The sequence below is a fragment of the Microbacterium sp. zg-YB36 genome, assembly GCF_024623575.2.
GTDB lineage: Bacteria > Actinomycetota > Actinomycetes > Actinomycetales > Microbacteriaceae > Microbacterium.
This window is the reverse complement of record NZ_JANJFD020000016.1, coordinates 13,588-37,623: the sequence shown is the minus strand read 5'-3', so window position 1 is coordinate 37,623 and position 24,036 is coordinate 13,588. Positions and strand designations below refer to the sequence as shown.

The window sequence follows — 24,036 nt, the reverse complement described above, 5'->3', positions numbered from 1 at the left end:
CGCCTCCGCCTGCGACAGGAACCACACCTCATCGGCATCCACCTCCGCCCGACGCCGCCGCACCTCCTCCAGCCCGGAGATCACCTGCTCATGCGACAGCACTGCCGCCCGGGCGGTGGTGGTCGGGGAGGTGTTCATACCCCCAATCCTGCCGACCCCCTCCGACATTGAAGGGCGCTGAAACAACCCCTGACCTGGGGTTGTGGATAACCCACCACATCCCCGCCCGGGGAGGAAACGCGACCGATCCTCCACCCACCGCCCCGGACCATAACTCAGGAAGAACCGGCCACCGGCACCCGCAGGCCCCCACCGGCGCCCCGTTCTTCCTGAATTGCGCGCCGGCGTCGGGGAGCACTCGCGCGCCGTCCGTAGGCTGGACCGGTGTGGACGGAGCAGAACATGGCGATGACCCTGCCCGAACTGGCTGATGCCGGGCTGATGGATGCCGGGTGGGCGCAGGCCTTGGCGCCCGTCGCCGACGACATCGCCGCTCTCGGGGAACGGCTGCGAGCCGAGACGGCCGCCGGCCGCGGCTACCTGCCCGCCGGCGAGCGGGTGCTGCGGGCCTTCCAACGGCCGTTGGATGACGTGCGGGTGCTGATCGTCGGCCAGGACCCCTATCCGACGCCGGGGCACCCCATCGGGCTGTCGTTCGCGGTGGACGCCGACGTGCGCCCGCTGCCGCGGAGCCTGCGCAACATCTACCGCGAGCTCGAGGACGACCTCGGCATCCCGCAGGCCGAGCACGGCGATCTGTCGGCGTGGAGCGATCAGGGCGTCATGCTGCTCAACCGTGTGCTCACGGTCGCGCCCGGGGTTCCCGCGTCGCACCGCGGCTGGGGATGGGAGAGGGTGACCGAGCACGCGATCCGGGTGCTGGTTGCGCGCGAGCGGCCGCTGGTGGCGATCCTGTGGGGGAGGGATGCCGCAGCTCTCGGTCCGCTCTTGGGGGCGACGCCGCGCGTGGAGTCCGCTCATCCCTCGCCGCTGTCGGCATCCCGCGGATTCTTCGGCTCGAAGCCCTTCTCCCGCGTCGATGCGCTGCTCACGCAGCAGGGCGGGACGGCCGTGGATTGGCGACTTCCCCCCGCCTCGGCCCTAGGCTGACGGTCATGCTGGAGGACGAGTACGATCGCGACCGCAGACGCCTGCCGTGGCATCTGCGCCGCCGGGCGGAGCCGGAGCAGCCGTTCTCCTTCGTCATCCGCGCCGCCGAGGTGGGCGACGTGCCCGACATCCGGGAGATCTACAACCACTACGTCACCAACTCGGTCGTCACGTTCGACGAGAAGAGGTGGTCGATCGCGCAGTGGCGCGACAAGCTGACCCACGCGCAGAAACTGGGGCTGCCGTTCCTGGTGGCCCAGTCGCCGTCGGGGCAGATCCTCGGTTACGCGTACGTCTCGCCGCTGTCCAGCAAATCGGGGTACCGCTACAGCGTGGAAGACTCGATTTACCTCGGACAGGCGGCCACCGGCAAGGGGCTCGGCCGGGCGTTGCTGGAGGCGCTCATCGAGGCGAGCGAGCAGGCAGGCATCCGGGAGATGGTCGCGATCATCAGTGACCGGGGGGCGGAGGCATCCGTTGCCCTCCACGAGAAGCTCGGCTTCGTCGAAGTGGGCCGCATGGGCCGAGTCGGCCACAAGTTCGGCCGCTGGCTCGGCACGATCTATATGCAGAAGTCGCTGAACCCGGTCAAGAAGCGGGGTCTGTTCGGGCGGTTGCGCGAAGGCTGACCCCGGGCCAGGCTCGCACCGCGTCGATCAGCGCGCGCCACGGCCCCTGCACGTCGGCGTCGGGCAGGTCGGCCTCGTGTTTCGTGGCACCGGCCTCGGCGCTCACCCGCCAGCAGAAGCGATCGGCGCCGGAGGCGTCACCGGGGGATCGGTCCCAGGGGCACTGTTCGATCAGCGCGACCCACTCGCCGGCCTCTTCCCCCACCGGGGCGGCCCGCCATTGGCGACGCATGCCGGCGATGCCGCCGGTGCGCACCACCGTCACCGTGACAGACGGCTCATCCTGCTGCTTCATCCTCGATCACACCGACGCCCGTCCAGCCGGCGCGGACGGCGGCGACCTCCTCCGAACCCTCACCGTACTCCGCCTGTGCCGCGGCCAGGGTCGCCTGGGCGAACGTGACGAAGTCGGGCGTCGACGACAGCGTGCCCGCGGTGAGGGTGCGGTACCAGATGAGCCCGGCGCGCTCCCAGGCGTTGCCGCCGAGCGCCATCGCGGTGCGGTAGAAGGCGTGGTTGGGGATGCCGGAGTTGATGTGCACTCCGCCGTTGTCCTCGTCGGTGAAGACGTAGCCGTCCATGTGATCCGGTTGCGGGTCCTTGCCGAGCACGTCGTCGTCGTAGGCGGTCCCCGGCGCCGCGAGCGAGCGCAGCGCCTCGCCCTCCACGGCATCCGTGAAGATCCCTGCCCCGATGAGCCAGGATGCCTCGGCAGCGCTGTGGCCGAGATGGTGCTGTTCGGCCAGCGCGCCGAAGACGTCGGACATGGACTCGTTGAGCGCCCCGGACTGGCCGTGGTAGACCATGCCGCCGGCGTGTTCGGTGACCCCGTGGGTCAGCTCGTGCGCGATGACGGTGAGCGAGTTGGTGAACCCGGTGAACACCTCGCCGTCGCCGTCGCCGAACACCATGCGCTCGCCGTTCCAGAACGCGTTGTCGTAGTCGACGCCGAAGTGCACGGTCGCCGCGAGCGTGCCGCCGGCGCCGTCGATGCCGACCCGCCCGAACGCGTCCCAGAAGAAGTCGAACGTGGCACCGAGGCCGTCGAACGCCTCGTCGACCGCTTCGTCGCCGGTGGGCGGGTCGGCCTCGCCCCGCACCTGCACCCCGGGCAGCACCTCCTGGTTCTGCGCGTCGGAGATGACCCGGTCGGGGGCCGGCGCCCCCTCGGCCACGAGCGACCCGGTTTCGTCGATCGACAGCCGCAGGCGCGTGAGGTCGGGGTGGTAGCTGCGTTCGGCCTCAAGCGTGGCACGCGCCGCCTGAGCGGCCCGCGCCAGCTGCGGGTCGTCGCTCGCGGCGATGCGGGCCAGCAGGTAGGGCGGGATGATCGCGTTCATGGGATGAGGCTAGGGGGATGAGCCGACATCCGGAACGGCACCGTCGGGGTCGATCACCGGGATCGACGCCAGGAGGCGCCGCGTGTAGGCGACCTGCGGCGTCAGCAGTACCTTCTCGGTGGGGCCTTCCTCCACGACGCGGCCGTCCTTCATGACGATCACGTCGTCGCACAGGTTCTGCACGACGCCGATGTCGTGCGAGACCAGTACGAGCGCGAGCCCGTCGCGGCGCTGCAGGTCCCGCAGCAGTTCCAGGATCTGGGCGCGCACTGTGACATCCAGCGCAGACAGCGGCTCGTCGCCGACCAGCAGCCGGGGCCGGTGCACGACGGCGCGGGCGATCGCGATGCGCTGCCGCTGCCCGCCGGAGAACTCGTGCGGGAAGCGGTCGGCCATCGCCGGCTCCAGCCCCACATCGGCGAGCACTTCGCGCACGCGGGCGCGGCGGTCGCCGTCGATTCCCAGCGCCCACAGCGGCTCGGCGATGATGCGGCCGACGCTCATGCGCGGATCCAGCGACGCGTAGGGGTCCTGGAAGACGATGCCGGTCTGCCGCCGCAGCCAATGCAGCGAGCGGGCGGGGGCGGATGCCACGACCGGCCGGCCGTCGAACTCCACCGTCCCCGCGGTGGGGGTGTCCAGTCCCAGCAGCAGCCGCACGAGCGTGGATTTGCCCGACCCCGATTCGCCGATGATGCCCAGCGCCGAGTTCTCGGCGACGTCGATGTCGGCATCCTCCAGCGCCGTCGTCCAGCGCCGCGGCTCGAAGAGGCCGGCGCGGGGGATCGGGTGGCGGCGGGTGAGTCCGCGACCGCGCAGCAGAGCCGTCATGCGCCGCCTCCCGGCCGCCACAGCGTCGCGGTGGCATCCCGCAGCAGGCCCCGGGTCACGTCCGACGAGGGGGCGGTGAGCAGGTCCGCCACCGGCGCCGACTCCACGACCCGGCCCTGATCGAGCACCACGCCGTGGGTGGCGATCTGCGAGAGCACCGCCAGGTCGTGCGTGATGAACACCAGCGACATGCCGTCGCCGGTGACGAGGTCCCCGAGCAACTGCAGGATCTCGGCCTGGATCGTCACGTCCAGGGCGGTCGTCGGCTCGTCGGCGATGAGCAGGCGCGGGCGGCACGCCAGCGCCATCGCGATCGCGACGCGCTGGCGCTGACCGCCGGAGAGCTGGTGCGGGTAGCGCGCGATGATCTGCTGCGGATCGGGCAGCGCGACCCGACCGGCCTCCGCGACGGCGCGGGCCTTGGCCTCCCGCCGCGGGATGCGTTCGTGGATGCGCACCGACTCGGCGATCTGCCGCCCGACGGTGCGGATCGGGTTCAGCGCGGTACGCGGCTCCTGGAAGACGATGCCGATCTCGTCGCCGCGCAGCTGGGCCAGTTCCCGGTCGTGCAGTCCGATCAGTTCGCGGCCGTTCCAGCGGATGCTGCCGGTGGCCGTCGCGGTGTCCGGCAGCAGCCCCATGATCGCCAGGGCAGTGAGGGACTTGCCGGACCCCGATTCGCCGATGAGGCCGACGCGGGCCGAGTCGGGGACGTCGAAGGAGACGCCGTCCACAACACGGCGGCCGTTGATCTCGATCGCGAGGTCGCGCACCTCAAGGCTCATGCGACCACCTCCGGAACGTGTGCGCGGGCGGCGTTGCTGCGCCGGGTGAGGGTCGGGTCGGTCGCTTCGCGCAGCCCGTCGCCCAGGAGGTTCAGTCCCAGCACGGTGAGGGTGATCGCCAGCCCCGGCCAGACCACCGACAGCGGATGCACCGTGATGTAGGCCTGCAGGTCGCTCAGCAGCACGCCCCACGACGGCTGAGTCACCGGTGCGCCGAACCCGAGGTAGGACAGTCCCGCCTCGGCGAGCACGGCGACGGCCATGCCCCAGGACAACTGCACGATGAACACCGGCGCGACGTTGGGCAGCAGGTGACGCAGCAGGTTCTGCACCGGCGTGAGCCCGGCCGCGCGGCCGGCGAGCACGAACTCGCTGTGCAGCACGCGGCGCAGCTCCGGCCGGGTGACCCGGGCGATGTTGACGCCGAAGCCGATGCCGACCGAGAGGATCACCACCCACAGCGACCCGCCCCAGACGGCGGAGATCATCATCGCGATCAGCAGTACCGGGAAGGCGACGAGGATGTCCACGAGGACCGCGACCGACTCCCGCATCCAGCGCGCCGTCAGCGCGCCGAGCGAGGCCAGCACGATGCCGATGAGAGTCGCCACCAGGCCCGCCCCCAGCGCCACCCAGACGGTCGTCTCCGCCCCGGCCATCAGCAGGCTCAGGATGTCCCGACCGGTGCCGTCGGTGCCGAGCAGATGCGGCCAGCCAGGGGGAGCCCAGCGGTTGGCTATATCGACGTGATGCGGGTCGTACGGGGTCCACAACGCCGCGACCAGCGCCGTCAGTCCGACGATCGCGAAGATCGTCAGACCCACGCGGCCGGTGGTCAGCTGCGTCAGTCGGCGCAGCCACGCCCAGCGCCCCGGGTGTGCCGAAGTGGCGGGAGCCGTCTTCGCGTGCCTCATTCCGCCTCCCGCTGCCGAGGGTCGATGACCCGGTGGAAGAGGTCGACGAGGAACCCGACGAGCAGTACGAAGCCGGTGAGCACGAGCAGTTCGCCCTGCACCTTCGGCAGGTCGCGGGCCCCGACATCGGTGACCAGCATGCGGCCGATGCCGGGCAGCGAGAACAGCTGCTCGATGACGACGGCGCCGACGATGATGCCGGCCACCTGCAGCCCCAGCACCGTGATCACCGATAGGCCCACGTTGGGCAGGCCATGGCGCAGCATCGCCTGCGTGCGGGTGAGACCCTTCGCCGCGGCGGTGCGCACGTAGTCCTGGCCGACCGCCTGCAGCGTCGCCGACCGTACGAACCGCAGCAGCATGGCGCCCTCGACGATGCCGATGGTCACGGCCGGCAGCAGCAGCGATCGCAGCGCCGCGGCGGGGTCGTCCCAGCCGGCGCGCGGGAAGCCCTGCGCGGGGAGCCACCCCAGCCACACCGCGAACACCACGACGAGCATCATGCCGGCCCACACCACCGGCACCGCGGCGACGGCCTGCGCCGCGACGGTGATCAGGGTGCCGTCGGCCCGGCCGCGACGCAGCGCCGATGCCACGCCCAGCGGCAGGCTGAACAGCAGGGCGATCAGCAGCGACATGATGCCCAGCGGCACCGTCACCTGCGCCTTCTCGGCCAGTTCGGTCGTCACCGGGGTGCCGGTAAGCAGCGACGTGCCCAGGTCCCCGCGGAAGATCCCCGCGATCCACTCGACGTACTGCACGAACAGCGGCCGGTCCATGCCGAGCCTCGCGCGCACCGCGGCGACCTGCTCGGGGGTGCTGCCGACCCCCGCGACCATCTGCGCGACGTCGCCGGGGAGCACACGAAGGGTCAGGAAGATCAACACGCTGGCAACGACGAGGCCCACCAGCAGCAGGACCAGTCGTGTCAGCGCGTAGCGGATCACCCCTCGCTCTTGGTCAGCTCGGCAAGATTGAGCCGCTCGTTCACGTTCACCGTGGGCATACCCGAGATGCTAGCGCCGACCGCGACGACCGACTCGCCGTTGTACAGCCAGTCGGCGGCGTGGTCCTCGGAGACGATGCGCGCCGCCTGCGCGAGCAGCTCGGCGGCCTCGGCCTCGTCGGTGGCGGCCAGCGATTGCGCGAACAGCTCCTGCACCTCGGCGTTGTCGTAGCCGAAGTAGTAGTCGGGGTCCGCCCAGTTCTCGAAGTCGCGCGCCTCGGTGTGCAGCACGAAGCTGAGCTCGTAGTCGTGGTTGGTGTACACGTCGTTGAGCCAGGACGAGAACTCCACCTGGTCGACGTGCAGCGTGACGCCCACGTCGTTCAGGTTCGACACCAGGATCTGTGTCACCGTGGTGCCGTAGAAGGAGGGGATCGTCAGGGTCAGCTCGAGATCCTCTTCCCCCGCCTCGGCCAGCAGTTCGCGAGCGGCCTCGGGGTCGAAGGGGACGACGTCGGACAGGCCCTCGTAACCGGGGTCGAGCTCGGGGATCGGCCCGTACTGGGTCTGGCCGACGCCGAGGGCTTCCACGATGGCGTCGTGGTCGATGGCCTGGCGGATGGCCTGGCGCACCTCCACATCGGCGAGCGGGCCGGTGGTCGAATTCATCGCCAGGGTGCCCTTGTCGGTGGACGCGCCGACCTCGACGGCGAACTCGGCGCCCGCCTCGATCTGCTCGGTGAGGTTGGCGTCGAAGCCGGTGACGACGTCGACCTCGCCGGCCAGCGCGGCGTTCAGCGCCGCCTGCGTCTCGGGGATGTAGGCGAACACCACCTCGGCCACACCCGCCGGGTCGCCCCAGTAGTCACCGAAGCGCTGCAGCGTGACGCTGTCGCCCTGCTTCCAGCTTTCCAGGGTGAACGGCCCGGTGCCGTTGGCCGCGATCTTGCGGTCGGTCGTGTCGCCTTCTTTGAGGATCAGCCCTGCTCGACCGGTGAGGTTCCACAGCAGGCTCGAGTCGGGCTCGGCGAGGGTGAGGGTGATGTCCTGCCCGTCGGCGGCGATGCCGGTGACGCCTGCCAGCCGGGCGGAGTCCCGGTAGGACGCGGTGTCCTTCACCTGGGTGAGCGACCACACCACGTCCTGCGGTGTCAGCGGCTGCCCGTCGTGGAAGAGGACGCCCTCGCGGAGCGTGAAGGTGTAGGTGAGGCCGTCGGGGGAGACCTCGAAGTCGCTGGCCAGCGCGGGCACGATGTCCTGCTCGGCGGTGCGCGAGACCAGGCCCTGGTAGACGTTGTCGATCAGCAGCTGGTCCAGCGCTGCGCCGGCGGTCTCGCGGATGTCGAGGTTGCCGGGTTCGGAAACCAGGCGCAGCGCTACGGAGGCATCCGCATCGGCCACGGCGCTGGTCGTCGGCGACGGTGCCGGGTCGGCGCTGCAGGAGGTCAGCAGCAGCGCGCCGGTGGCGAGCAGGGCCGCGGCGGTCAGGGCGGTGCGGCGGAGCATGTGGGGGGTCCTTTCGCAAGGGCGGGAGGCATCATCGCTGTCCGAGACCTCCTGCGTACTCTGGTGCGCCTACCAGCCTAGGGTCCGCCCGGCAATGGTCGGGCATCCTCGTGCATTCTGCCCGGTTCCGCGGCCATGGCGGGCATAGGGTCGAACCATGACCGACGTTCCGCGCGTACACCTGGCCCGATCAGCCCGCGAGGTGTACACGGCGCTTGATGCGTTCTCGAAGACGGTCGGCTCGTTGGCCGAGGATGCCGGGCTGGAACCGCGCCTGCGGGAACTCGTGCAGATCCACGCATCGCAACTGAACGGCTGCTCCTATTGCGTGCGGCTGCACGCGGACCGGGCAGACGCTCTCGGCGTCACGGCGGACGAGATCGCGCAGCTGGCGGTGTGGCGTGACTCCGGAGTGTTCACCGAGCGGGAGCGTGCCGCTCTCGAGCTGACCGAGGCGCACGTCTTCATCCACGAGGACGGCGTGCCCGACGACGTGTACGACCGCGTCGGCGGCATCCTCTCCGAGAAGGAGTACGTCGCGCTGAGCTGGATCCTGGTGGCGATCAACGCGTTCAACCGCATCGCGGTCGCCGGGCGCTACCCGGTACCGACGCGTCGCGAGGAGCAGGCGTGACCGATGCCGGATGGGTGGTCTCCGGCGCGCTGAACTTCCGGGACGTCGGGGGACTGCCGGCGGGCTCGGGCGTGACGCGCTCGGGGGTGCTGTTCCGCTCCGGCAACCTCGCCCGGCTGGACGAGGGGGGCCGGGCCACGCTGCGCGAACTGGGGCTGCGGCGGGTGATCGACCTGCGGGCCGACGACGAGATCGCCAGGGAGCCGTCGCTGCTGGACGGGCTCAGCGTCCAGACGCTGCGGGTGCCGCTGTTCCTCGGGTCGGCGGCATCCTTCTTCGAGCGCGACGTCGGCCTGGACGATTTCTACCGCACGATGCTGGACGAAGCGGCCGACCGGGTGGTCGACGTCGTGCGCGGAGTGCTCGCCGACCAGCCGGTGCTGGTGCACTGCACCGTGGGCAAGGACCGCACCGGTGTGACGGTGGCCCTCACGCTCGCAGCCGCCGGGGTCGACGAGGAAGCCGTCGTCGCCGACTACGCGCGCACCGAGGCGATGCTGCCGGCGCAGCGCAATGCCCGCGTGCTGGCGTATCTGCGCTCGCAGCATCCCGAGGCTCAGTTCCTGGAGGAGCTGGCGACCAAGTCGCCCGCCGCCGCGATGCGCACCCTGTTGGAGGGGCTGCGCGCGCAGTACGGCGCACCGGTGGAGTTCCTGCGCGCCCACGGACTGACCGACGACGAGATCGCGGAGCTTGCCCGCGTGCTCGTCCGTCGAGACTGAAACTCACTCAGGTTAGGCAACCCTCATAAGTGCTATCGTGAGAGGGCCATGACCTCCCTCGATCACACCGCCGCCGCCTGCCGGGCTGCCAAGCACACGCGTGTGCAGCACCTCATCACGGCCGATGAGCACTCGCTCGCGGACCTCGAGGCGCTCATCGCGACGCTGCCGCTGTGCTCGACCGGTCGCGTGTTCATCGAGGTCCCGGATGAGCAGTGGCCCACCGATCTCGCGGTGCCGCCGCGGATGACGGTGACCTGGCTCGACCGCTCGCGCCGCTCCGGTGCACCCGGGTCCGGTCGCGGCTGCGCGCCCGGCGAGGCGCTGTCGCGCGCGGTATGCGCCTGGGCGGACGAGATGCTGTGCGCCGAAGACCACGCCACGCGGGTGTTCCTGCTGGGCGGCTACCTCGGCACCGCCGACATCGTCGACCACCTCACCGATCGGCTGGGGGTTCCCGCCGACGGCATCCGCACGCCTGAGCGGTTCGGCCTGACTACCGCGCGCTGAGCCGGATCAGGCTCCGCGCGGCACGTAGCGGCCGTCTTCGAGACCCGCTTCGATCTCGAAGCGGTTCGTCAGCGGATTGCGCCCCGCAGCGAGGTACAGCAGCGGCATGAGCATGCCGTAACGCTGCCACTGCCGCTTGTGCACGGCTTCGTGGGCGAGCAGGCCAGGCGGAATCCGGCCCTCGCCGGTGAGGAAGCAGCCGCCCACGCACACCCCGCCGCGGCCGTATGTCCACGCCGGCATGCCTCGGAAGATCCACAGTCCGCCGCGGTGCTCCACGCGGCCGGTGGACCAGAGCGTGCCCCAGACCCACCCGACGGTGGTTCCCCACAGGTAGCCGAGTCGGCTGACCGGGGAATCCAGCACGAACCCCGGGATCAACCGGTCCCACCGCCGCTGGCGCGCCGCGGCACGTTCTGCGGCGGCCCGCCAGTCGGCGGGGGGAGTCGGGATCGGGCTCACGCCAGCGCTCCGACCACGCGCAGGATCGCTCCCAGGTCATCGACGGCGGCCAGCGGCGTCGCAGGGGCGAAACCCGACAGGGACGCACCGACCAGCGGCATCCGCTCCCGCAGCTGTCCGAGTGCCGCGACGAGCTGCGCGACGTCGATCCCGAAGGGAACCGGCAGCCCGACGCCGGTGATCGCCGCCGGGTCGAGCACGTCCAGGTCGACGTGCACGTAGACCGCATCGGCGCCGGTCGCCGCGACCGCGTCAGCGAGGGCGGCCGGGTCGGCGAAGGCCTCGGCGGGCACATGGGTCACAGCGGATGCCTGCAGGAACGCCGCCTCCGCGGCATCCAGTTCCCGCGCTCCGGCCAGCACGACCCGCTCGGGCGGGATCGACGTGGGTGCCGACAGCACGCCGTCGTCGCCGAGCACCGCGCGCAGCGCCATGCCGGCGAACGCCCCGGATGGTGAGGAGGCGGAGTCATGCAGGTCGCCGTGGGCGTCGCACCAGAGGACCGCGAGGTTCGGATGCCGCGACGCGGCGTGCGCGATCGCCGGCACCGCCACCGCGCAGTCGCCGCCGACCACGACCACCGGCTCGACATAGGGGGCGAGAGCCTCGGCGACGAGGGACTGGATGCGCGTCAGCGCGCTCAGCCGGTGCACGCCGGTGCCGAGTGCCTCACCGGCCTCCAGCGGCACCTCCACGCGCGTGCAGGATGCCCGCGGCAGGTCACCGGCGATCGCCTCCGCCCCGTCGACGAGGAGCATGGCACGCGCAGAGGGGGAGCCCTGCCATTGCGGCACGACAACGAACCGGGTCATGTCTCCATCTTGGCCTCTCGCGGCCGCCGACGGCGCGTCGAGGCAGGGATTTTCCACCCGCTCACCCGCGGGAACGCGACCGGGCGCCGTCCCGGAGGGAGCGGCGCCCGGTGGGCGTGCGGTTCAGGCGCCGGCGTCGATCGCCTTCGCCGGGGCACCCGACTTCAGCGCGGCCAGGCGCGCCTCGACCTCGGTGAGCTCCCCGACGTCCTCGAGCTGGTTGAACTGCGCGTCGAGGGTGGATGCCGCAAGCTCCTGCTTGCCGGTGGCCAGGGCCTCCTGACGGCGCACCTTGTCCTCGAAGCGACCCAGTTCGCTGGTCGGGTCGAGCACGTCGATGGAGCGGACTGCGTCGTGCACCTTGTTCTGGGCCTCGGCGGTCTTGGCGCGGGCCAGCAGCTCGGAGCGCTTCGACTTCAGCTGGTCGAGCTTGCCCTTCATGCCGTTGAGGCCGTCCTTGAGCTTCTCGACGACCTCGGACTGCGTCGCGATGGTCGGGGCGATGGCCCGGGCCTCGTTCTCCTCGCTGATCTGACGCTGCAGGGCGATCTTCGCGAGGTTGTCGAACTTGTCGGCGTCGGCGAGGTTGCCGGCCGTGCGCAGCTCGTCGGCCTTACGGCTGGCCGCGAGTGCCTTGTTGCCCCACTCGGTGGCCGCCTGCACGTCCTCCTGGTGGTCGCGCTCCAGCAGGCGCAGGTTGCCGATCGTCTCGGCGATGGCCGACTCGGCGTCCGCGATGGAGTTGGTGTAGTCGCGCACGAGCTGGTCGAGCATCTTCTGCGGGTCCTCGGCGGAGTCGAGGATCGAGTTGATGTTCGCCTTCATGAGGGTCGAGATGCGACCGAAGATGGACTGCTTTGCCATGGGTGGTGCCTTCCTATCGAGTTGACGTCGAGTGGTCTTGGATGCCGCAGCGCGGCGGGGCCGGAGGATCAGAAGCGCCCCCCTCCGCGGCGGCCGCGGGTGCCGCCGCCGCCGAAACTGCCGGGCCGGAACGAGCCGCCGCCGCTGCGGCCACGGCTGCTGCCGCCGCTGAAGCCGCCGCCGAAGCCGCCGCCGAAGCCGCCGCCCCCGCGGGAACGGCCACCGCCCCCGCCGCTGAGGAGGGAGTTGATGACGATACCGCCGAGCACGGCACCGAACATGCCGTTGCCGCCACCGCCACCGCCACCGAGCATGCCGCCGCCGCCGAAGCCGCCGACGTCGGTCTGCGCGTACTTGATGGCCTGCGCGGCGAGCTGGTTCGCACGCTGGGCGAGCGGGAGCGCCTGCTCCGGGGCGGAGACGGCGAGCTGACGGGCCTGCACGAGCGTCGCGCCGGCTTCGGCGAGACGGGTGCGCGCTTCCGCGCCGACCGCACCGCGACGGGCGCTGAGGTAGTCCTCCGCCGCCGAGACCTGCGCCTGGGCCTGCGTGAGCTGCTGGTCGAGCGCCTGCCGCGCATGCTGGGCGCGTGCCTGGGCGTCGCGCACGGCGGCGACGACGCCGTCGATGCGGGTGTTCGCCGTCTCCAACGCCTGCAGGGTCAGCAGCGGCCGCTTCGCGGTGGATGCCAGGTTGTGCCGTGCCGTCTCGACCTGCTGATGCGTCGCGGCGATCGCCGCGGCGATCTGGCCGTCGGGGTCGGGCAGCGCCGCGGCGACCGCCATGTCGTGCTCGAGATCGGCGATGAGGGCGGCGGCATCCTGCTCGCCCTGCGCGAGGTCGGCGGCCAGACGCCCGATCGCGTCCTCGAGCAACTGCGCCTGCCCCACGGCGTCTTCGGCGGCGCGGATGCCGACGGCTGCGGCACCGCCGTCACCGGCGGCGATCGCCGCGGCGGCGTGGGTCAGCTGCTCGTCGGCGAACGCGAGCCGTTCGCGGGCCTGCTCGGCGTTGTCGGCGATGGTGGCGAGCGCCTCCGGCGCGTACGTGCCCTGCAGTGTCTGCAGCGTGGCTGCCGCCGGGGCGAGGCTGTCGGCGACCGTGGTGCGCAGCTGCTGCACGCGGGCGAGGGCTTCGGGGGCGTTCTGCTCGAGTTTGCGCAGCTCGTCGAAGGCCTCGGCCTTCTCGTCCAGGCCCCGGTCGGCCTCTTCGCACAGCCGGAGGATCTCGGCGTTCCAGACGCGGATCTGCTGCTCGGTATCGGGCTCTTCGTCATCGAGTTGCTGCTTGAGCGTGAACGCCTTGTTGAGGTTCTCTTTGGCGGTGGCCAGCGCCTGCTCGAACTCCACCGTCGCGGCGTCGCCGAACTGGGCGCGCGCGAAGCCCAGCTCCTGCTCGCTGGTGCGCACCGCGTCGTCGGCGGCCACGAGCGCCGAGGAGGCGCGGCGGGCGAGCTCGGCGGTGTCGATCTGCTCCTCGGCCGGGGCGGCCGGTGCCCCACCCTTCGCGGGGCGCGAGCGCCGGGAGCGCACGACGAGGAACACCACGACGCCGATGACGGCGAGAGCGAGCAGGATCCACAGCCACCACCACCCGCCGCCGGTGCTGGTCAGGTCTTCCTGGAAGCGGTCGGCGGCCAGCTGGATCGCGCCGCCGTAGTCCTCATCGCGCAGCAGCGGCAGGATCGCCTCTTCGGTGGCCGTCAGCTCGCTGTCGCTGAGCGGGCCGTTGTCATCGGCGGAGATGTAGTACTGCCGGCCCTCGGTGGAGATGGCCAGCAGGTACTGGTTCTGGCCGAGACCGTTGCCCAGCGCCACGGCATCGGCCCACTCCACGCGATCGGACGGGTTGGTGAACTCGTCGACGAGGGCGACGTACAGGTCGACGCCGGTCGCGTCGAACAGGGCGTCGAGTCGATCCTCGGCCGCGGCGGTCTCACCGGAGTCGAGCACCTCGGCCTGGTCCAGCACATGTGACGACCCCAGTTGCATGGGATCGGTCGCCGATGCCGTCACGGCACCCGCCGACAGCAGCACCGCGAGAATGGTCGTGAGCACCAAGGCCCAGCGCCTGCGCATCGTGTCCCCTTTCGAGGCCCGTCCGAGCACCTCGCATCGAGTCTATTCAGACGGCCCGAACCGGCGGTAGCTCACCGCCTGTGAGGTACCGATGAGAGGCCCGCCGGCGGCTTCGCGGCGGGTCGGGGGCGGCGGGGGCGGGGCGGCGGGTACGCTCTGGCCCCCGGAGGTCTCATGGACGATCGATATGGCGGCGACGTGCTCGCCGCGGGCTGGCGCAACGCCGGGCGACGGGTGATCCCGAAGGTGCCGGCAACGCGGCACCTCGTGGTCGAAGTCGCTGGCGACGGCTTCTGCGGCGCCGTCATGGGCATCCAGGCGGGCCTGGTGGAGCTCGAGGACCGCAAGGGGCGCCGGCGGCAGTTCCCGCTCGGGGCCGGTTTCCTCGTCGACGGCGACCCGGTGCACCTCGTCGTGCCGACCGCCGCGCACAAACCCCGCACCCGCACGGCATCCGGATCGTTCGCCGCCCCCGAAGAGCGCGCCCGAGTCGCCCGGGCCAGCCGCATCCTCGTCGAGGGCCGACACGACGCGGAACTCGTCGAGAAGGTGTGGGGCGCGGACCTGCGGGTCGAAGGCGTCGTCGTGGAGTACCTCCAGGGCGTCGACCTGCTCGAGGACACCCTGCGCGCCGAACCACCCGGTCCGACGCGGCGCTACGGCGTGCTGGTGGACCACCTCGTCCCCGGCTCCAAGGAGCAGCGCATCGCGGATGCCGTCGCGCGCGGGCCCCACGCCGCGCATGTGCTGGTCGTCGGTCACCCCCACGTGGACGTCTGGGAGTGCGTGACCCCGCGCGCGGTCGGCATCCCGGCCTGGCCGACCGTGCCGCGCGGCACCGATTGGAAGACGGGCGTCTGCAAGGCGCTGGGATGGCCGGCCGAGGAACAGGCCGACATCGCACGGGCGTGGCAGCGCATCCTCGGGAGCGTGCACACGTTCCGCGACCTCGACCCGGCGCTGCTGGGCCGCGTGGAGCAGCTGATCGACTTCGTCACGCAGGAGGGCTGATCGGCGCCGATCCGGGCGGGCGGCCCCGGTAGCCTGGGACGATGCCGGATCCTGACCTCGACGCGGACCCGACCGCCGACTCCGAGGATGCCCCGTTTCGCAAGCGCACCGTCTCGTTCGTGCGCCGCAGCGGCCGCATGTCGGACGCGCAGGAGCGCGCCTGGCGCGAACTCGCGCCGCACTACGCGCTGCCGCTGGAACGCGACGGAGCGACCACCAGCGTGCGCGCCGGGTCGGCGATCGATCCGGCGTCGGTGTTCGGGCGTGAAGCGCCGCTGATCGTCGAGATCGGCTCCGGTCAGGGGCACGCCATCGTGCACGCGGCCGCCGCGAAGCCCGGAACCGACTTCCTCGCCGTCGAGGTGTTCAAGGCGGGGCTGGCCCGCACGATGCTCGACGCCGACCGCGCCGGCGTGCGCAACCTGCGCGTCGTGGAGGCCAATGCCCCCGAGGTTCTCGAGCACCTGCTGCCGGAGGCGTCGGTCGACGAGGTGTGGGTGTTCTTCCCCGACCCGTGGCACAAGCACAAGCACGTCAAGCGGCGTCTGGTCGCGCCGCCTTTCCCCGAGCTCGCCGCCCGCGCCCTGCGCGACGGCGGCGTGCTGCGGCTGGCGACGGACTGGGAGGACTACGCCGTGCAGATGCGGGACGTGATGACCGATGCCGCGGACTTCCAGCCCGCGTTCGAGGGGGAGTGGGCGCCGCGGTTCGACGAGCGGGTGGTCACCGCGTTCGAACGCAAGGGGACCGCGAAGGGCCGCGACATCCGCGACCTCGCCTACATCCGCAAGGCCCGCTCGTGAAGGCCGTGGTGCCGGGCACCCGGCCTCTCGTCTCGGTCGCCACCGTGCCGGCGCTGCTGGTGTGCCTGGCCGCACCGGCGTTCTTCGTTCTGCTGCTGCCGTGGCTGGGGTGGGCGCTGCTGGTGTCGGGACTGGTGCTCGCGGCCGTCGTGGAGCGCCGCCAGGGTGCGCGCACCGAGCCGATGGCATCCGACGTCCGCCCGCCGTCGCTGCTGTGCGACCTCTCTCTCATCGCCCTGGGCCTGGTGATCGTGAGCCTGATCGATCTGAAGGCCGAGCTCGACAACGCCGCGATGGTGCGCTTCACCCTCGCCCTCGGCGGCGCCGTGGTCGTGCCGTATGTCATCTCGCGCTGGGTCTACCGCGACCGGGCGATCTCGTTCCCCTGGCGCGGGGGAGGTCGCTGGACGACGTTCCAGTGGGCGTGGCTGGCGATCGTGCTGGTGCTGGGCTGGCTGATCCTGCCGTTTTACTTCATCACCTCCGGTGTCTACATGAACTGGCCGGTGGTGGACACCCCGGAACTGATCGCGCGACTGTTCGTGGGCGTCGGGGCCGTCGGCATCTGGGACGAGCTGTTCTTCATCTGCACCGTGTTCGCGCTGCTGCGCCGGCACTTCGCCGATCTGTCGGCCAACGTGCTGCAGATGATCGTGTTCGTGTCGTTCCTGTGGGAGCTGGGCTACCGGGAGTGGGGGCCGGCGCTGACGATCCCGTTCGCACTGTTGCAGGGCTACATCTTCCTGCGGACCCGGTCGCTGGCGTACGTGGTCACGGTGCATCTGTTGTTCGACGCGGTCGTGTTCGCCGTGCTCGTCCATGCGCACAACCCGGGGCTGCTCGACGCGATCTTCTTCGTCTCGCCGTGAGCGCTCGCCGCGGCAGTGCTGCCCAGGGCGTGCACAGGGGCTCGCGCTAGCATCGGCACCGGATCCTGACCGGATCCCCGGACGACGGTTCAGTACCCGGTGAGCGACAAGACTGGCCATGGAGGCTGTCATGTCGTGGATGGTTCTCGTCGTCTCAGGAGTGCTGGAAGCCGTCTGGGCGACGGCGCTCGGCAAGTCGGAGGGGTTCACCAAGCTCTGGCCCTCGGTGATCTTCGGAGTCGCGCTCGTCGCGAGCATGGGCGGACTCGCCTACGCGATGCGCGAGATCTCCACCGGCACCGCGTATGCGGTGTGGGTGGGCATCGGGGCATCCATCACCGTCGTGTATGCCATGATCACCGGCGACGAGGACTTCTCGGTGGTGAAGTTCCTCCTCATCCTGGGGCTGGTCGGATGCATCGTGGGGCTCAAGCTCGTCAGTGCGGAATAAGCCCTGCTGAGAAGGCGGATCCTTCACCTTCAACGCAAAGGTGAAACGACTTGGCGGAAAAAACTTGACGCCGTCGCGGATCGGAGTAGTTTCAGTTTCGCGAACAGAAAACGGAAACGAAGAAGCCGAAAGGTAACTGGATACGGAGACCGACAAACCGCGAATGATCGCCCCGGGGCTTCGGCCCCGGGGCGATCTTCGTCGTCCAGGGGGATGGCCGTGCGGTGATAGTCTCGTTCGGTACGCCTCCGTAGCTCAGGGGATAGAGCGCCGGTTTCCGGTACCGTAGGTCGCTGGTTCGATTCCAGTCGGGGGCACCAGTAGAGACAAGGGATCGCGGGCCGTTCAGGCCCGGCGGTCCCTTTCTCGTTCCCGGCCTCCTGCCCGCCCGCGGCCTCCCCGCCTCCAACCGGTGAAACCACAGCTGGTCGCCGAAACGATGGGAACCACCCGCTGTCTCGGCGACCAGCTGTGGTCTCAGCGCGGCCCGCGACGTCGCCGAGGCCGAGATCGCCGGCATCACGACCGATTCGCTTGAATCGGTCGTGCGCTACGTCGTGCTGGGAACGGTGCTTTCCGAGCAAGTGCTGCTGGCCCTGCGCCGCGTCGCGGAGCAGGTCGTGTCGGCCGAGCGGTTCGGCGGCAGCGATGCCCCGGCGGTCGGCTGAACACCAAGACCACGGCGAACCGGGCGCACGCGGCGCTCCTATGCTGAACGGATGCCATCTGCGATTGCGACCGCGCTCGCTTCGTGGCAGTTCACCGGCACCCTCCGGCACTATCAGGCCGACGTGCTCGAGCGGGTCGACACCGATGCGGCATCCGCACTGCACATCGTCGCCCCGCCCGGCTCCGGCAAGACCCTGCTCGGCCTGCTGCTCGCCGCCCGGCGCGGACGCCGCACCGTAGTACTGGCTCCCACCACGACCATCCGCGCGCAGTGGGTGCGTGCGGCGGTGTCCCTCGCCGGTGATCCGGCCGCGGTTTCGGAAGACCCGGGGGACCCCGGCGAACTGACGGCGCTGACCTACCAGGCGCTGAGCGTGCTCGACAGCGCCAACCCCTTCGCGGGACTTGCCCGCGCCCGGTGGCGTGACGAGCTCGAGGCGGATGGGCGCTCGCCGGATGCCGCGACGGGGTGGCTCGACGACCTCGCCGACCGCAATCCTCAGGCGTTCAAGCGCGGCATCGCGAGCAGGTCGCGGACGCTCCGGCGGCAATTGGTGCGGCAGGACCCCGACCTGCTCGCCTCGGCGCTGCATCCGAACGCCCTCGCCCTCATCGACCGCCTCGTCGCGCACGGCGTCGAGACGATCGTGCTCGACGAGTGCCACCATCTGCTCGACCACTGGGCGCTGGTGGTCGCGACCCTCGTCGCCCGGATGCGCGCGGCCGGACGTGAACCGCTGCTCATCGGGCTGACCGCGACCCTGCCGTCGCCGGACGACGCCGACGAGTACGACAACTACACGTCGCTGCTCGGCGAGGTCGACTACGAGGTGCCGGTGCCCGCGGTCGTGCGGGAGGGCAACCTCGCCCCCTATCGCGACCTGGTGCGCTTCGCCGAGCCCACCGCAGCGGAGCTGAAGTTCCTCGCGGCGCACGCCGAGGGCCTCGCAGTGCTGCTGCGGACCACGTTCGCACAGACCCAGGGGCTGCAGTTCCTCGTCGACACACTGCAACCCGAGCCCGAACAGGTGCCGCCGCGCGACGCGCTGGAGCCGCCCGCGCCGGACGAGGACCTGACCGACGCCGGCCTGGCCGCCGCGTTCGCCGCCGATTTCGCCGGCGCCGAGGCCGCGGCGGCGATGCTCGCGACGGTCGCCCCGCGGCATCCGCTCGTCCCGCATCTGCCCGACGTCGCTCGCCGCCCGCCCACCACCGAGGAGTCGCTGCGACTGCTCGCCCGGTACGCGCTGGAGCGCATCCTGCCCAACCCGGCCGAGGAGCGGCTGTGGCACCGGATCCGCCGCACGCTCGCCGACTTCGGCTACGCGCTCAGCGACCGCGGCGTGCGCCGCACCCGCGACCCCGTCGACACGATGCTCGCCTCGTCCCTGGCGAAGGACTACGCCGCGTGCGACATCCTGCGCATCGAGCGTGACGCGCTGGGCGATGAGCGGCTGCGTGCGCTCGTGGTCACCGACTTCGCCCAGCACGGCAACAAGCACGGCGGTTTGGTCCGCGCGGCCGGTGCGCTGCGTACCTTCACGACGCTGGTGGCCGACGCCGCGACCTCCGGTCTGCGGCCGATCCTGGTCACCGGCAACACAACAGCACCCGCGTCGCGACGCGGGATGCCGACGTGCTCGTCCGCGCTCTCGAGGAGGTGCTGGGCACGCCGGTCGCGGCCGCCCCGCTGCTCGAGCAGGCCGAGGTATCGGAGGTGCACGCACCGGGAGCGGGCTCCGCGGCGCTGGTGCGTGCGGCATCCGTGCTGCTCACGCGCGGATCCGTGCAGGTCGTGGTCGGCACGCGGGGACTGTTCGGGGAGGGCTGGGACTGCCCGGCGGTGAACACGCTCATCGACCTGACCGCGGTGGCGACGGCATCGGCGACGCAGCAGCTGCGCGGGCGTACGCTGCGGCTCGACCCGGCGTGGCCGGAGAAGGTCGCGCACAACTGGACGGTCACGACGCTGCTGCCCGCGTCGTTCCCGCTGGAGGCGCAGCCCGACGCGGCGCGGCTGCGGCGCAAGCACGCGCGGCTGTGGGGGCTCGACACCGACGAGCCTGCGCGTGTCGTGCGCGGGCTGTCGGTCGCCGTGCCGGCGTCGCAGCGCTTCGGACTGGAGTCGATCGTGGCCAAGGATGCTGCGGCATCCGTCGATGCCCTGAACGAGATGCTCGAGCTTCCCGAGCGAGCGGCAACGCGCGCGCAGTGGCGCATCGGCGAGGCGTACCTGGACCGGGAGAGCGTCAGCGCGCTCGTGGCGCGGCGGCCCGAGACGCCGGTGTTCCGCACGAGTCGGCCGGTGTCCCGGGCGCTGGGGCGCGCGTTGGGCGCAGTGACGGCAGGCACCGCGGGCGGCGGTGCGAGCGTGGCGCTGGCGGGAGCGGCCCTCGGCGGGCCCGAGGTCGGGATCGTCGCGGGCCTTGCTGTGCTCGTGGCCGGCGTCGTGCCCGCGGTCGAGCTCGCGCGGGGATGGCGGCAGGCCCGCGCGCAGACCGACGGCGGTGCGGAGCCGTATGCCCGCATCGCGACGCTGGTGTGGGAGGCGCTGCGCACCGCCGGCCGAGTCGCCGACACCGGGGTGTCGTTGGAGGTGACCGAGGGGGAGCTGCAGGGCGTCGTCCCTGTCGCGATCGAGGTGCCGTCGGCGTCGATCGTCGATCAGTGGACGTTCGCCGCGGCGCTGGGAGAGCTGTTCGGGGCGGTGCGGACGCCGCGCTTCCTGCTCGAGACGGGGCAGGGCGGCTCGCCCGTGGTGCGTGGCGTGCTGCGGCGGACCGCGCGCGAGGGCGGAGGACACTTCCTGCCGGTGCCGTCCCTCATCGGGCGGCGACGCGAGGATGCCGAGGCGTTCGCCGCCGCGTGGCAGCGCGCGGTCGGTCCCTGCGTCCTGCACGCGATGGACCGTCCCGGCCAGCTCGCGCTCATGGCACGCGCTCGCCGCGACGGCGGCGCCCTTCCCGCCCCCGCCCCCCGCACCCAGTGGCGCTAGGCCCCGCCCCGTCCCCGCCCCCCTTCCCCCGTGAAACCGCAGCTGGTGGCCGAGACAGTGGGAAACAACCATGGTCTCGGCCACCAGCTGCGGTCTCAGCGGGAGAGGGGGGCGTGCGGGGGCCGGTACCATGAGCGCGAACCGAGTGGGGGAAGTGACGGATGACCGAGGCGCCTATGCTCACCGCTCCCGCGGCGGCGGCGTGGCGCCGATCGCTGGTCGCACCCATCCGGTGGGCGACGGCGGCGACCGTGCTCGGCGCGCTGTTCGGGCTCGTGCTCGTCTTCGTCGGCGACGACACGGATGCCGCCATGTGGACCATCGTGCGATTCGGTGCCCTGGGCGGGGCGATTGGGGCATTGCGCATCACGACCGTCCGCTTCGGAGCCGCCGGTGACCCCCGCATCGGCGGCGACAGCTTCCCCGAGATCTGGGAGGGGTACGCCCGCGCGTTCGCGGACTTCCTGCTCGCCGCGGCACTGTGGCTGGCGGGCGGGATGCTGGTCAGTGCGGTGTTCTTCTTCGTCGAAGGTGCACGCGACGCGACGGCGTTCACCGGTCCGCTGCTGCTCGGCGGAGTGTGGGCCGTCGCGTTCGGCGTCGCGTGGCTCGCGGTCGCGCTGGTGTGGATTCCGGTGTCGATCGTCCGCGAGGCGTGGCGCCGGCGCCGAGCCACGCGCCCGATGAACCCGTGGTGGTACTACGCCGCGGTCTACCTGATCCTGATGCTGGCGGGCATCGCTGCGGTCGCGAGCGCATTCGTGCTGGTGCCGGAGACCATCCTCGCGCCGGGCCGGGGACTTTCCTCGTTGCTCGCCGCGCTGTACGGCGTCGATACCGGAACGCTCGAGCCGGGAGCGGCGATAACCGTCTGGGCGGCGCGCGTGCTCCTCAGCGCCATGGCCGTGGCGATGGTCGTGACCGCCGGGCTGGTCATCCGCAGGCTGACCCAACTGCAGGATCGGGCATCCGCCTCCTAGAAGTCGGGCTGCGCGCACGGCGAGCTCGCCCACCGCGCCGCCCGCGGGGGGATGGAAAGGCTTCTCCGTCCCCCTGCCACTTCACGGCGTCATCGTCCGACGGTGACATGTCCAGCCACGCCACCCGACCACCCTCGATGGATGCTGCCCACTGTGCCGCCAGCAGCACGGTCTTGCCCGAACCCGCCGACGCCACGACCAGCGTCAGCGGCGCGCCGACGCCGGCATCCAGTCGGGACCCCAGTTCAGGTCGCTCGACCGCGTGGGGGGGAACCGCTCGTGCGAGGAGGACGTGATGCCCACCCACGCACATCTGACGGCGATCGTCGTGCGTGGCAGGCTCAGTTCGCCCTTGGTCGCCGCTCTCGACGGCTACCGCATCGAGGCACTGCCGGGCGGCATGACGAAGGTCGCCGGTCCCGTCGCTGATCAATCGATGCTGTTCGGCCTGCTCGAGATGTTCGACGGACTCAACATCGAGGTGGTGTCCGTCAACCAGGTGGACCCGTGACCGGGTGCCCGGACGCCAGTGACGGGGGTGCTCCTGGAGTCGTCCTCCACGAGCACCCCCGTCACTGGCGCGGCGAGCGCGAGCTCAGGTCTGACGACGGACGAACCGCATGAGCCACGCGATGATCGCGATGACGATGAGGATGATTCCGACGTAGAGCAGGAACTGCACCGCGTTGATGAATACGCCCAGCAGAAGCAGGACGATTCCGACGATGAGGAGGATTACAGCAAGTCCGGTCATTTGTCCGAGTCTGCTCGCGGCCCGCACCCGCATGCCAGCACTTGACATCGGCGAGGCCGAGCCGTACGCGTGTTACGCGACCTGCGAGCCGCACATTCCGCAGATGCCCAGCGCGGAGACCTCGACGTAGCAGTCGGGGCACATCGCCCGCGGCGCCTCGTCGACCAGCGCGGCGCGTCGCACCGCGGGGGTCCGCACCTGGCGGGCCGGGGTGGTGCGCGTCGCGGCCCGGGTCTTGCGCGCCGGTGCCTTGGCGGCGGGGGCGGCAGGTGCCGGCTCCTCGGCCGCGGGCACGTGCTCGGCGCAGTAGAACCGCACGAAACCGTCGTGATGCTTCGGGTGCCGGTGCTTGACCGCCCACAGTTCGGTGCGCTCACGCAGTTCGGACTCGCTCCCGCAGATCACGCAGTGCGCGGGGTCGCCTGGGGCGATCTCGTTCACCACGACCGGGGTCTCGAACGGTACGGCGTCTCGCCAGTCGGCTGATGCGACGATCTTCATTTTCGGCTGCTTCCCACCCTTTGAGACTACGCGGCTCCCGTCACCCTCGGCGCCACCGGTCATTGTCGAGGTGGGATCCGGCCTGCGGGCCCATCTGCAGCATGCCACCGTCGACGACCCAGCTCGCGCCGGTGACGTAGGATGCCGCGGGCGAGGCGAGGAAGGCCACCACCGCGGCGATCTCCTCCGGGCGACCGGGCCGCCCGAGCGGGATGCCGGGGCGGTGCACGCGCTTGGCATCCTCGGACTGCATGTCGTTCATCGGCGTGGCGATCTCGCCCGGTGCGACGGCGTTGACGGTGATCCGGTCGGCACCCAGCTCCTGGGCCATGGTAGCCACGAGCCCGCCGAGCCCGTGCTTGGCGGCGACGTACGCCGCCGACCCCACGCGCGGCTGGTGCTCGTGCACGCTCGTGATGGCCACGATGCGCCCGCCGTGGCGAGCGGCCGCCATGCGGCGGGCGGCCCATTGCATCCCCACGAACGCCCCGTCGAGATTGAGTGCGATCGTCTGCCGCCACTGGTCCAGCGACAGGTCGAGCACCGGTGTGCCCCCGCCCCCGCCGGCGTTGTTGACGAAGACGTCAACGCCGCCGAGGTCGTCGGCCAAGCGGTCCAGGACGGCCGCCGCACCGGTCAGGTCGGTGGCGTCGAACCGCTCCACGACGGCGCGCGACCCGCGGGCGCGCACCGCCTCGGCGGTCTGTTCCGCGCCGTCCCGATCGGTGTGCCAGGTGATCCCGACGTCGAGGCCGGCCTCGGCCAGGGCGATCGCGGTCGCGGCACCGATGCCGGAGTCGGAGGCGGTGACGATGGCGTGGCTGGGGGAGAAGGTCGCGTCCATGCCTTCACGCTAGGCA

At 71.3% G+C, this 24,036-nt stretch carries 27 protein-coding genes, 1 tRNA gene and 1 riboswitch; of the genes, 14 read left to right on the top strand and 14 right to left on the bottom strand.

Annotated elements, in window-relative coordinates; genetic code table 11:
- Nucleotides 1-402 precede the first annotated feature (402 nt).
- Both NQ151_RS16660 and NQ151_RS16655 read left to right on the top strand, forming a co-directional pair.
- Nucleotides 403-1,110, top strand: a complete 708-nt coding sequence (locus NQ151_RS16660) for a uracil-DNA glycosylase (protein ID WP_257528788.1) — start codon at nt 403-405, stop codon at nt 1,108-1,110.
- Nucleotides 1,111-1,115: 5 nt separating this feature from the next.
- Nucleotides 1,116-1,739 carry a GNAT family N-acetyltransferase gene (locus tag NQ151_RS16655; protein ID WP_257509439.1) on the top strand — a complete coding sequence of 208 codons (624 nt, stop codon included), beginning with the start codon at nt 1,116-1,118 and terminating at the stop codon, nt 1,737-1,739.
- Here the strand turns inward: NQ151_RS16655 and NQ151_RS16650 are convergent.
- Genes NQ151_RS16650 through NQ151_RS16620 form a run of 7 tightly spaced genes read right to left on the bottom strand, consistent with a single transcriptional unit; the run spans nt 1,699 to nt 8,061 of the window.
- Nucleotides 1,699-2,034, bottom strand: coding sequence for a protealysin inhibitor emfourin (locus tag NQ151_RS16650; RefSeq protein ID WP_257528784.1), 336 nt, complete (start codon nt 2,032-2,034; stop codon nt 1,699-1,701). The genes NQ151_RS16655 and NQ151_RS16650 overlap by 41 nt on opposite strands.
- Entirely contained in the window at nt 2,018-3,079 is a 1,062-nt protein-coding gene (locus NQ151_RS16645) for a M4 family metallopeptidase (protein WP_257528782.1), read from the bottom strand. Before NQ151_RS16645 ends, NQ151_RS16650 begins: the two co-directional genes overlap by 17 nt.
- 9 nt (nt 3,080-3,088) lie before the next feature.
- Nucleotides 3,089-3,910 carry an ATP-binding cassette domain-containing protein gene (locus NQ151_RS16640; protein WP_257509442.1) on the bottom strand — a complete coding sequence of 274 codons (822 nt, stop codon included), beginning with the start codon at nt 3,908-3,910 and terminating at the stop codon, nt 3,089-3,091.
- Nucleotides 3,907-4,695: an ATP-binding cassette domain-containing protein gene (locus tag NQ151_RS16635; RefSeq protein WP_257528780.1), complete on the bottom strand. Its 789-nt coding sequence runs from the start codon at nt 4,693-4,695 to the stop codon at nt 3,907-3,909. Before NQ151_RS16635 ends, NQ151_RS16640 begins: the two co-directional genes overlap by 4 nt.
- The gene (locus NQ151_RS16630) at nt 4,692-5,609 is read right to left on the bottom strand and encodes an ABC transporter permease (protein WP_257528778.1); all 918 of its coding nucleotides are present in this window, start codon (nt 5,607-5,609) and stop codon (nt 4,692-4,694) included. The genes NQ151_RS16635 and NQ151_RS16630 overlap by 4 nt, the downstream gene beginning before the upstream one ends.
- Nucleotides 5,606-6,556 (bottom strand): ABC transporter permease, encoded by a 951-nt coding sequence (locus tag NQ151_RS16625; protein ID WP_257509445.1) that lies wholly within the window; start codon nt 6,554-6,556, stop codon nt 5,606-5,608. Before NQ151_RS16625 ends, NQ151_RS16630 begins: the two co-directional genes overlap by 4 nt.
- A complete protein-coding gene (locus tag NQ151_RS16620) occupies nt 6,553-8,061 on the bottom strand; it encodes an ABC transporter substrate-binding protein (protein ID WP_257509446.1) in 1,509 nt (502 codons plus the stop codon). The genes NQ151_RS16625 and NQ151_RS16620 overlap by 4 nt, the downstream gene beginning before the upstream one ends.
- Before the next feature lie 157 nt (nt 8,062-8,218).
- Between NQ151_RS16620 and NQ151_RS16615 the strand changes: the two genes are divergently transcribed.
- Genes NQ151_RS16615 through NQ151_RS16605 form a run of 3 tightly spaced genes read left to right on the top strand, consistent with a single transcriptional unit; the run spans nt 8,219 to nt 9,927 of the window.
- On the top strand, nt 8,219-8,695 hold the full coding sequence (locus tag NQ151_RS16615) for a carboxymuconolactone decarboxylase family protein (protein ID WP_257509447.1): 477 nt from the start codon (nt 8,219-8,221) through the stop codon (nt 8,693-8,695).
- Entirely contained in the window at nt 8,692-9,417 is a 726-nt protein-coding gene (locus NQ151_RS16610) for a tyrosine-protein phosphatase (RefSeq protein ID WP_257528776.1), read from the top strand. Before NQ151_RS16615 ends, NQ151_RS16610 begins: the two co-directional genes overlap by 4 nt.
- 48 nt (nt 9,418-9,465) lie before the next feature.
- Entirely contained in the window at nt 9,466-9,927 is a 462-nt protein-coding gene (locus NQ151_RS16605; RefSeq protein WP_257528774.1) for an SIP domain-containing protein, read from the top strand.
- A gap of 6 nt (nt 9,928-9,933) precedes the next feature.
- On the opposite strand, the gene NQ151_RS16600 is transcribed toward NQ151_RS16605, so the two are convergent.
- From NQ151_RS16600 to NQ151_RS16585, 4 genes are all read right to left on the bottom strand, one after another.
- On the bottom strand, nt 9,934-10,389 hold the full coding sequence (locus NQ151_RS16600; protein WP_257528772.1) for a Fe-S oxidoreductase: 456 nt from the start codon (nt 10,387-10,389) through the stop codon (nt 9,934-9,936).
- Nucleotides 10,386-11,201 (bottom strand): arginase family protein, encoded by an 816-nt coding sequence (locus tag NQ151_RS16595; RefSeq protein WP_257528770.1) that lies wholly within the window; start codon nt 11,199-11,201, stop codon nt 10,386-10,388. The genes NQ151_RS16600 and NQ151_RS16595 overlap by 4 nt, the downstream gene beginning before the upstream one ends.
- Nucleotides 11,202-11,324: 123 nt before the next feature.
- On the bottom strand, nt 11,325-12,065 hold the full coding sequence (locus NQ151_RS16590; protein ID WP_257509452.1) for a PspA/IM30 family protein: 741 nt from the start codon (nt 12,063-12,065) through the stop codon (nt 11,325-11,327).
- A 68-nt stretch (nt 12,066-12,133) separates the two neighbouring features.
- A complete protein-coding gene (locus NQ151_RS16585; protein WP_257528768.1) occupies nt 12,134-14,143 on the bottom strand; it encodes a TPM domain-containing protein in 2,010 nt (669 codons plus the stop codon).
- A 174-nt stretch (nt 14,144-14,317) separates the two neighbouring features.
- Between NQ151_RS16585 and NQ151_RS16580 the strand changes: the two genes are divergently transcribed.
- The 9 genes from NQ151_RS16580 to NQ151_RS16540 all read left to right on the top strand — a co-directional run bounded on the left by NQ151_RS16580 (nt 14,318) and on the right by NQ151_RS16540 (nt 22,432).
- Nucleotides 14,318-15,154: a DUF3097 domain-containing protein gene (locus tag NQ151_RS16580; RefSeq protein WP_257528766.1), complete on the top strand. Its 837-nt coding sequence runs from the start codon at nt 14,318-14,320 to the stop codon at nt 15,152-15,154.
- A gap of 41 nt (nt 15,155-15,195) precedes the next feature.
- Nucleotides 15,196-15,957 (top strand): tRNA (guanosine(46)-N7)-methyltransferase TrmB, encoded by a 762-nt coding sequence (trmB, locus tag NQ151_RS16575; protein ID WP_257528764.1) that lies wholly within the window; start codon nt 15,196-15,198, stop codon nt 15,955-15,957.
- Entirely contained in the window at nt 15,954-16,826 is an 873-nt protein-coding gene (locus NQ151_RS16570) for a CPBP family intramembrane glutamic endopeptidase (RefSeq protein ID WP_257528763.1), read from the top strand. Before trmB ends, NQ151_RS16570 begins: the two co-directional genes overlap by 4 nt.
- A gap of 57 nt (nt 16,827-16,883) precedes the next feature.
- A riboswitch (guanidine-III (ykkC-III) riboswitch) is annotated at nt 16,884-16,946 on the top strand.
- A gap of 10 nt (nt 16,947-16,956) precedes the next feature.
- A complete protein-coding gene (locus NQ151_RS16565; protein ID WP_257509457.1) occupies nt 16,957-17,277 on the top strand; it encodes a DMT family transporter in 321 nt (106 codons plus the stop codon).
- A 244-nt stretch (nt 17,278-17,521) separates the two neighbouring features.
- Nucleotides 17,522-17,597 (top strand) — tRNA-Arg (locus NQ151_RS16560).
- A 225-nt stretch (nt 17,598-17,822) separates the two neighbouring features.
- Nucleotides 17,823-17,945 (top strand): hypothetical protein, encoded by a 123-nt coding sequence (locus tag NQ151_RS16555; protein WP_257509458.1) that lies wholly within the window; start codon nt 17,823-17,825, stop codon nt 17,943-17,945.
- 51 nt (nt 17,946-17,996) lie between these two features.
- Entirely contained in the window at nt 17,997-19,793 is a 1,797-nt protein-coding gene (locus NQ151_RS16550; protein ID WP_257528762.1) for a DEAD/DEAH box helicase family protein, read from the top strand.
- Between the two features lie 1,309 nt (nt 19,794-21,102).
- Nucleotides 21,103-21,921 carry a hypothetical protein gene (locus NQ151_RS16545; RefSeq protein ID WP_257528761.1) on the top strand — a complete coding sequence of 273 codons (819 nt, stop codon included), beginning with the start codon at nt 21,103-21,105 and terminating at the stop codon, nt 21,919-21,921.
- A gap of 295 nt (nt 21,922-22,216) precedes the next feature.
- Complete coding sequence (locus NQ151_RS16540) at nt 22,217-22,432, top strand: DUF8691 family protein (protein WP_257528760.1); 216 nt, start codon at nt 22,217-22,219, stop codon at nt 22,430-22,432.
- Between the two features lie 84 nt (nt 22,433-22,516).
- Here the strand turns inward: NQ151_RS16540 and NQ151_RS16535 are convergent, their stop codons facing one another.
- The 3 genes from NQ151_RS16535 to NQ151_RS16525 all read right to left on the bottom strand — a co-directional run bounded on the left by NQ151_RS16535 (nt 22,517) and on the right by NQ151_RS16525 (nt 24,020).
- Entirely contained in the window at nt 22,517-22,675 is a 159-nt protein-coding gene (locus tag NQ151_RS16535; protein ID WP_257509466.1) for a hypothetical protein, read from the bottom strand.
- 72 nt (nt 22,676-22,747) lie between these two features.
- Nucleotides 22,748-23,176, bottom strand: a complete 429-nt coding sequence (locus NQ151_RS16530) for a glucose-6-phosphate dehydrogenase (RefSeq protein WP_257528759.1) — start codon at nt 23,174-23,176, stop codon at nt 22,748-22,750.
- A gap of 40 nt (nt 23,177-23,216) precedes the next feature.
- On the bottom strand, nt 23,217-24,020 hold the full coding sequence (locus NQ151_RS16525; RefSeq protein ID WP_257528758.1) for an SDR family oxidoreductase: 804 nt from the start codon (nt 24,018-24,020) through the stop codon (nt 23,217-23,219).
- Nucleotides 24,021-24,036: the final 16 nt, after the last annotated feature.

What these genes read in the sequence shown, in the direction of transcription:
- NQ151_RS16565 (WP_257509457.1), top strand. Translation starts at nt 16,957, where the DNA reads ATGTCGTGGATGGTTCTCGTCGTCTCAGGAGTGCTGGAAGCCGTCTGG.
- NQ151_RS16540 (WP_257528760.1), top strand. Translation starts at nt 22,217, where the DNA reads ATGCCCACCCACGCACATCTGACGGCGATCGTCGTGCGTGGCAGGCTC.
- NQ151_RS16590 (WP_257509452.1), bottom strand. Translation starts at nt 12,065, where the DNA reads ATGGCAAAGCAGTCCATCTTCGGTCGCATCTCGACCCTCATGAAGGCG.
- NQ151_RS16535 (WP_257509466.1), bottom strand. Translation starts at nt 22,675, where the DNA reads ATGACCGGACTTGCTGTAATCCTCCTCATCGTCGGAATCGTCCTGCTT.
- NQ151_RS16545 (WP_257528761.1), top strand. Translation starts at nt 21,103, where the DNA reads ATGACCGAGGCGCCTATGCTCACCGCTCCCGCGGCGGCGGCGTGGCGC.
- NQ151_RS16655 (WP_257509439.1), top strand. Translation starts at nt 1,116, where the DNA reads ATGCTGGAGGACGAGTACGATCGCGACCGCAGACGCCTGCCGTGGCAT.
- NQ151_RS16660 (WP_257528788.1), top strand. Translation starts at nt 403, where the DNA reads ATGGCGATGACCCTGCCCGAACTGGCTGATGCCGGGCTGATGGATGCC.
- NQ151_RS16620 (WP_257509446.1), bottom strand. Translation starts at nt 8,061, where the DNA reads ATGCTCCGCCGCACCGCCCTGACCGCCGCGGCCCTGCTCGCCACCGGC.
- NQ151_RS16550 (WP_257528762.1), top strand. Translation starts at nt 17,997, where the DNA reads ATGCCATCTGCGATTGCGACCGCGCTCGCTTCGTGGCAGTTCACCGGC.
- NQ151_RS16585 (WP_257528768.1), bottom strand. Translation starts at nt 14,143, where the DNA reads ATGCGCAGGCGCTGGGCCTTGGTGCTCACGACCATTCTCGCGGTGCTG.
- NQ151_RS16650 (WP_257528784.1), bottom strand. Translation starts at nt 2,034, where the DNA reads ATGAAGCAGCAGGATGAGCCGTCTGTCACGGTGACGGTGGTGCGCACC.
- NQ151_RS16630 (WP_257528778.1), bottom strand. Translation starts at nt 5,609, where the DNA reads ATGAGGCACGCGAAGACGGCTCCCGCCACTTCGGCACACCCGGGGCGC.
- NQ151_RS16605 (WP_257528774.1), top strand. Translation starts at nt 9,466, where the DNA reads ATGACCTCCCTCGATCACACCGCCGCCGCCTGCCGGGCTGCCAAGCAC.
- NQ151_RS16645 (WP_257528782.1), bottom strand. Translation starts at nt 3,079, where the DNA reads ATGAACGCGATCATCCCGCCCTACCTGCTGGCCCGCATCGCCGCGAGC.
- NQ151_RS16595 (WP_257528770.1), bottom strand. Translation starts at nt 11,201, where the DNA reads ATGACCCGGTTCGTTGTCGTGCCGCAATGGCAGGGCTCCCCCTCTGCG.
- trmB (WP_257528764.1), top strand. Translation starts at nt 15,196, where the DNA reads ATGCCGGATCCTGACCTCGACGCGGACCCGACCGCCGACTCCGAGGAT.
- NQ151_RS16615 (WP_257509447.1), top strand. Translation starts at nt 8,219, where the DNA reads ATGACCGACGTTCCGCGCGTACACCTGGCCCGATCAGCCCGCGAGGTG.
- NQ151_RS16580 (WP_257528766.1), top strand. Translation starts at nt 14,318, where the DNA reads ATGGACGATCGATATGGCGGCGACGTGCTCGCCGCGGGCTGGCGCAAC.
- NQ151_RS16525 (WP_257528758.1), bottom strand. Translation starts at nt 24,020, where the DNA reads ATGGACGCGACCTTCTCCCCCAGCCACGCCATCGTCACCGCCTCCGAC.
- NQ151_RS16640 (WP_257509442.1), bottom strand. Translation starts at nt 3,910, where the DNA reads ATGACGGCTCTGCTGCGCGGTCGCGGACTCACCCGCCGCCACCCGATC.
- NQ151_RS16530 (WP_257528759.1), bottom strand. Translation starts at nt 23,176, where the DNA reads ATGAAGATCGTCGCATCAGCCGACTGGCGAGACGCCGTACCGTTCGAG.
- NQ151_RS16635 (WP_257528780.1), bottom strand. Translation starts at nt 4,695, where the DNA reads ATGAGCCTTGAGGTGCGCGACCTCGCGATCGAGATCAACGGCCGCCGT.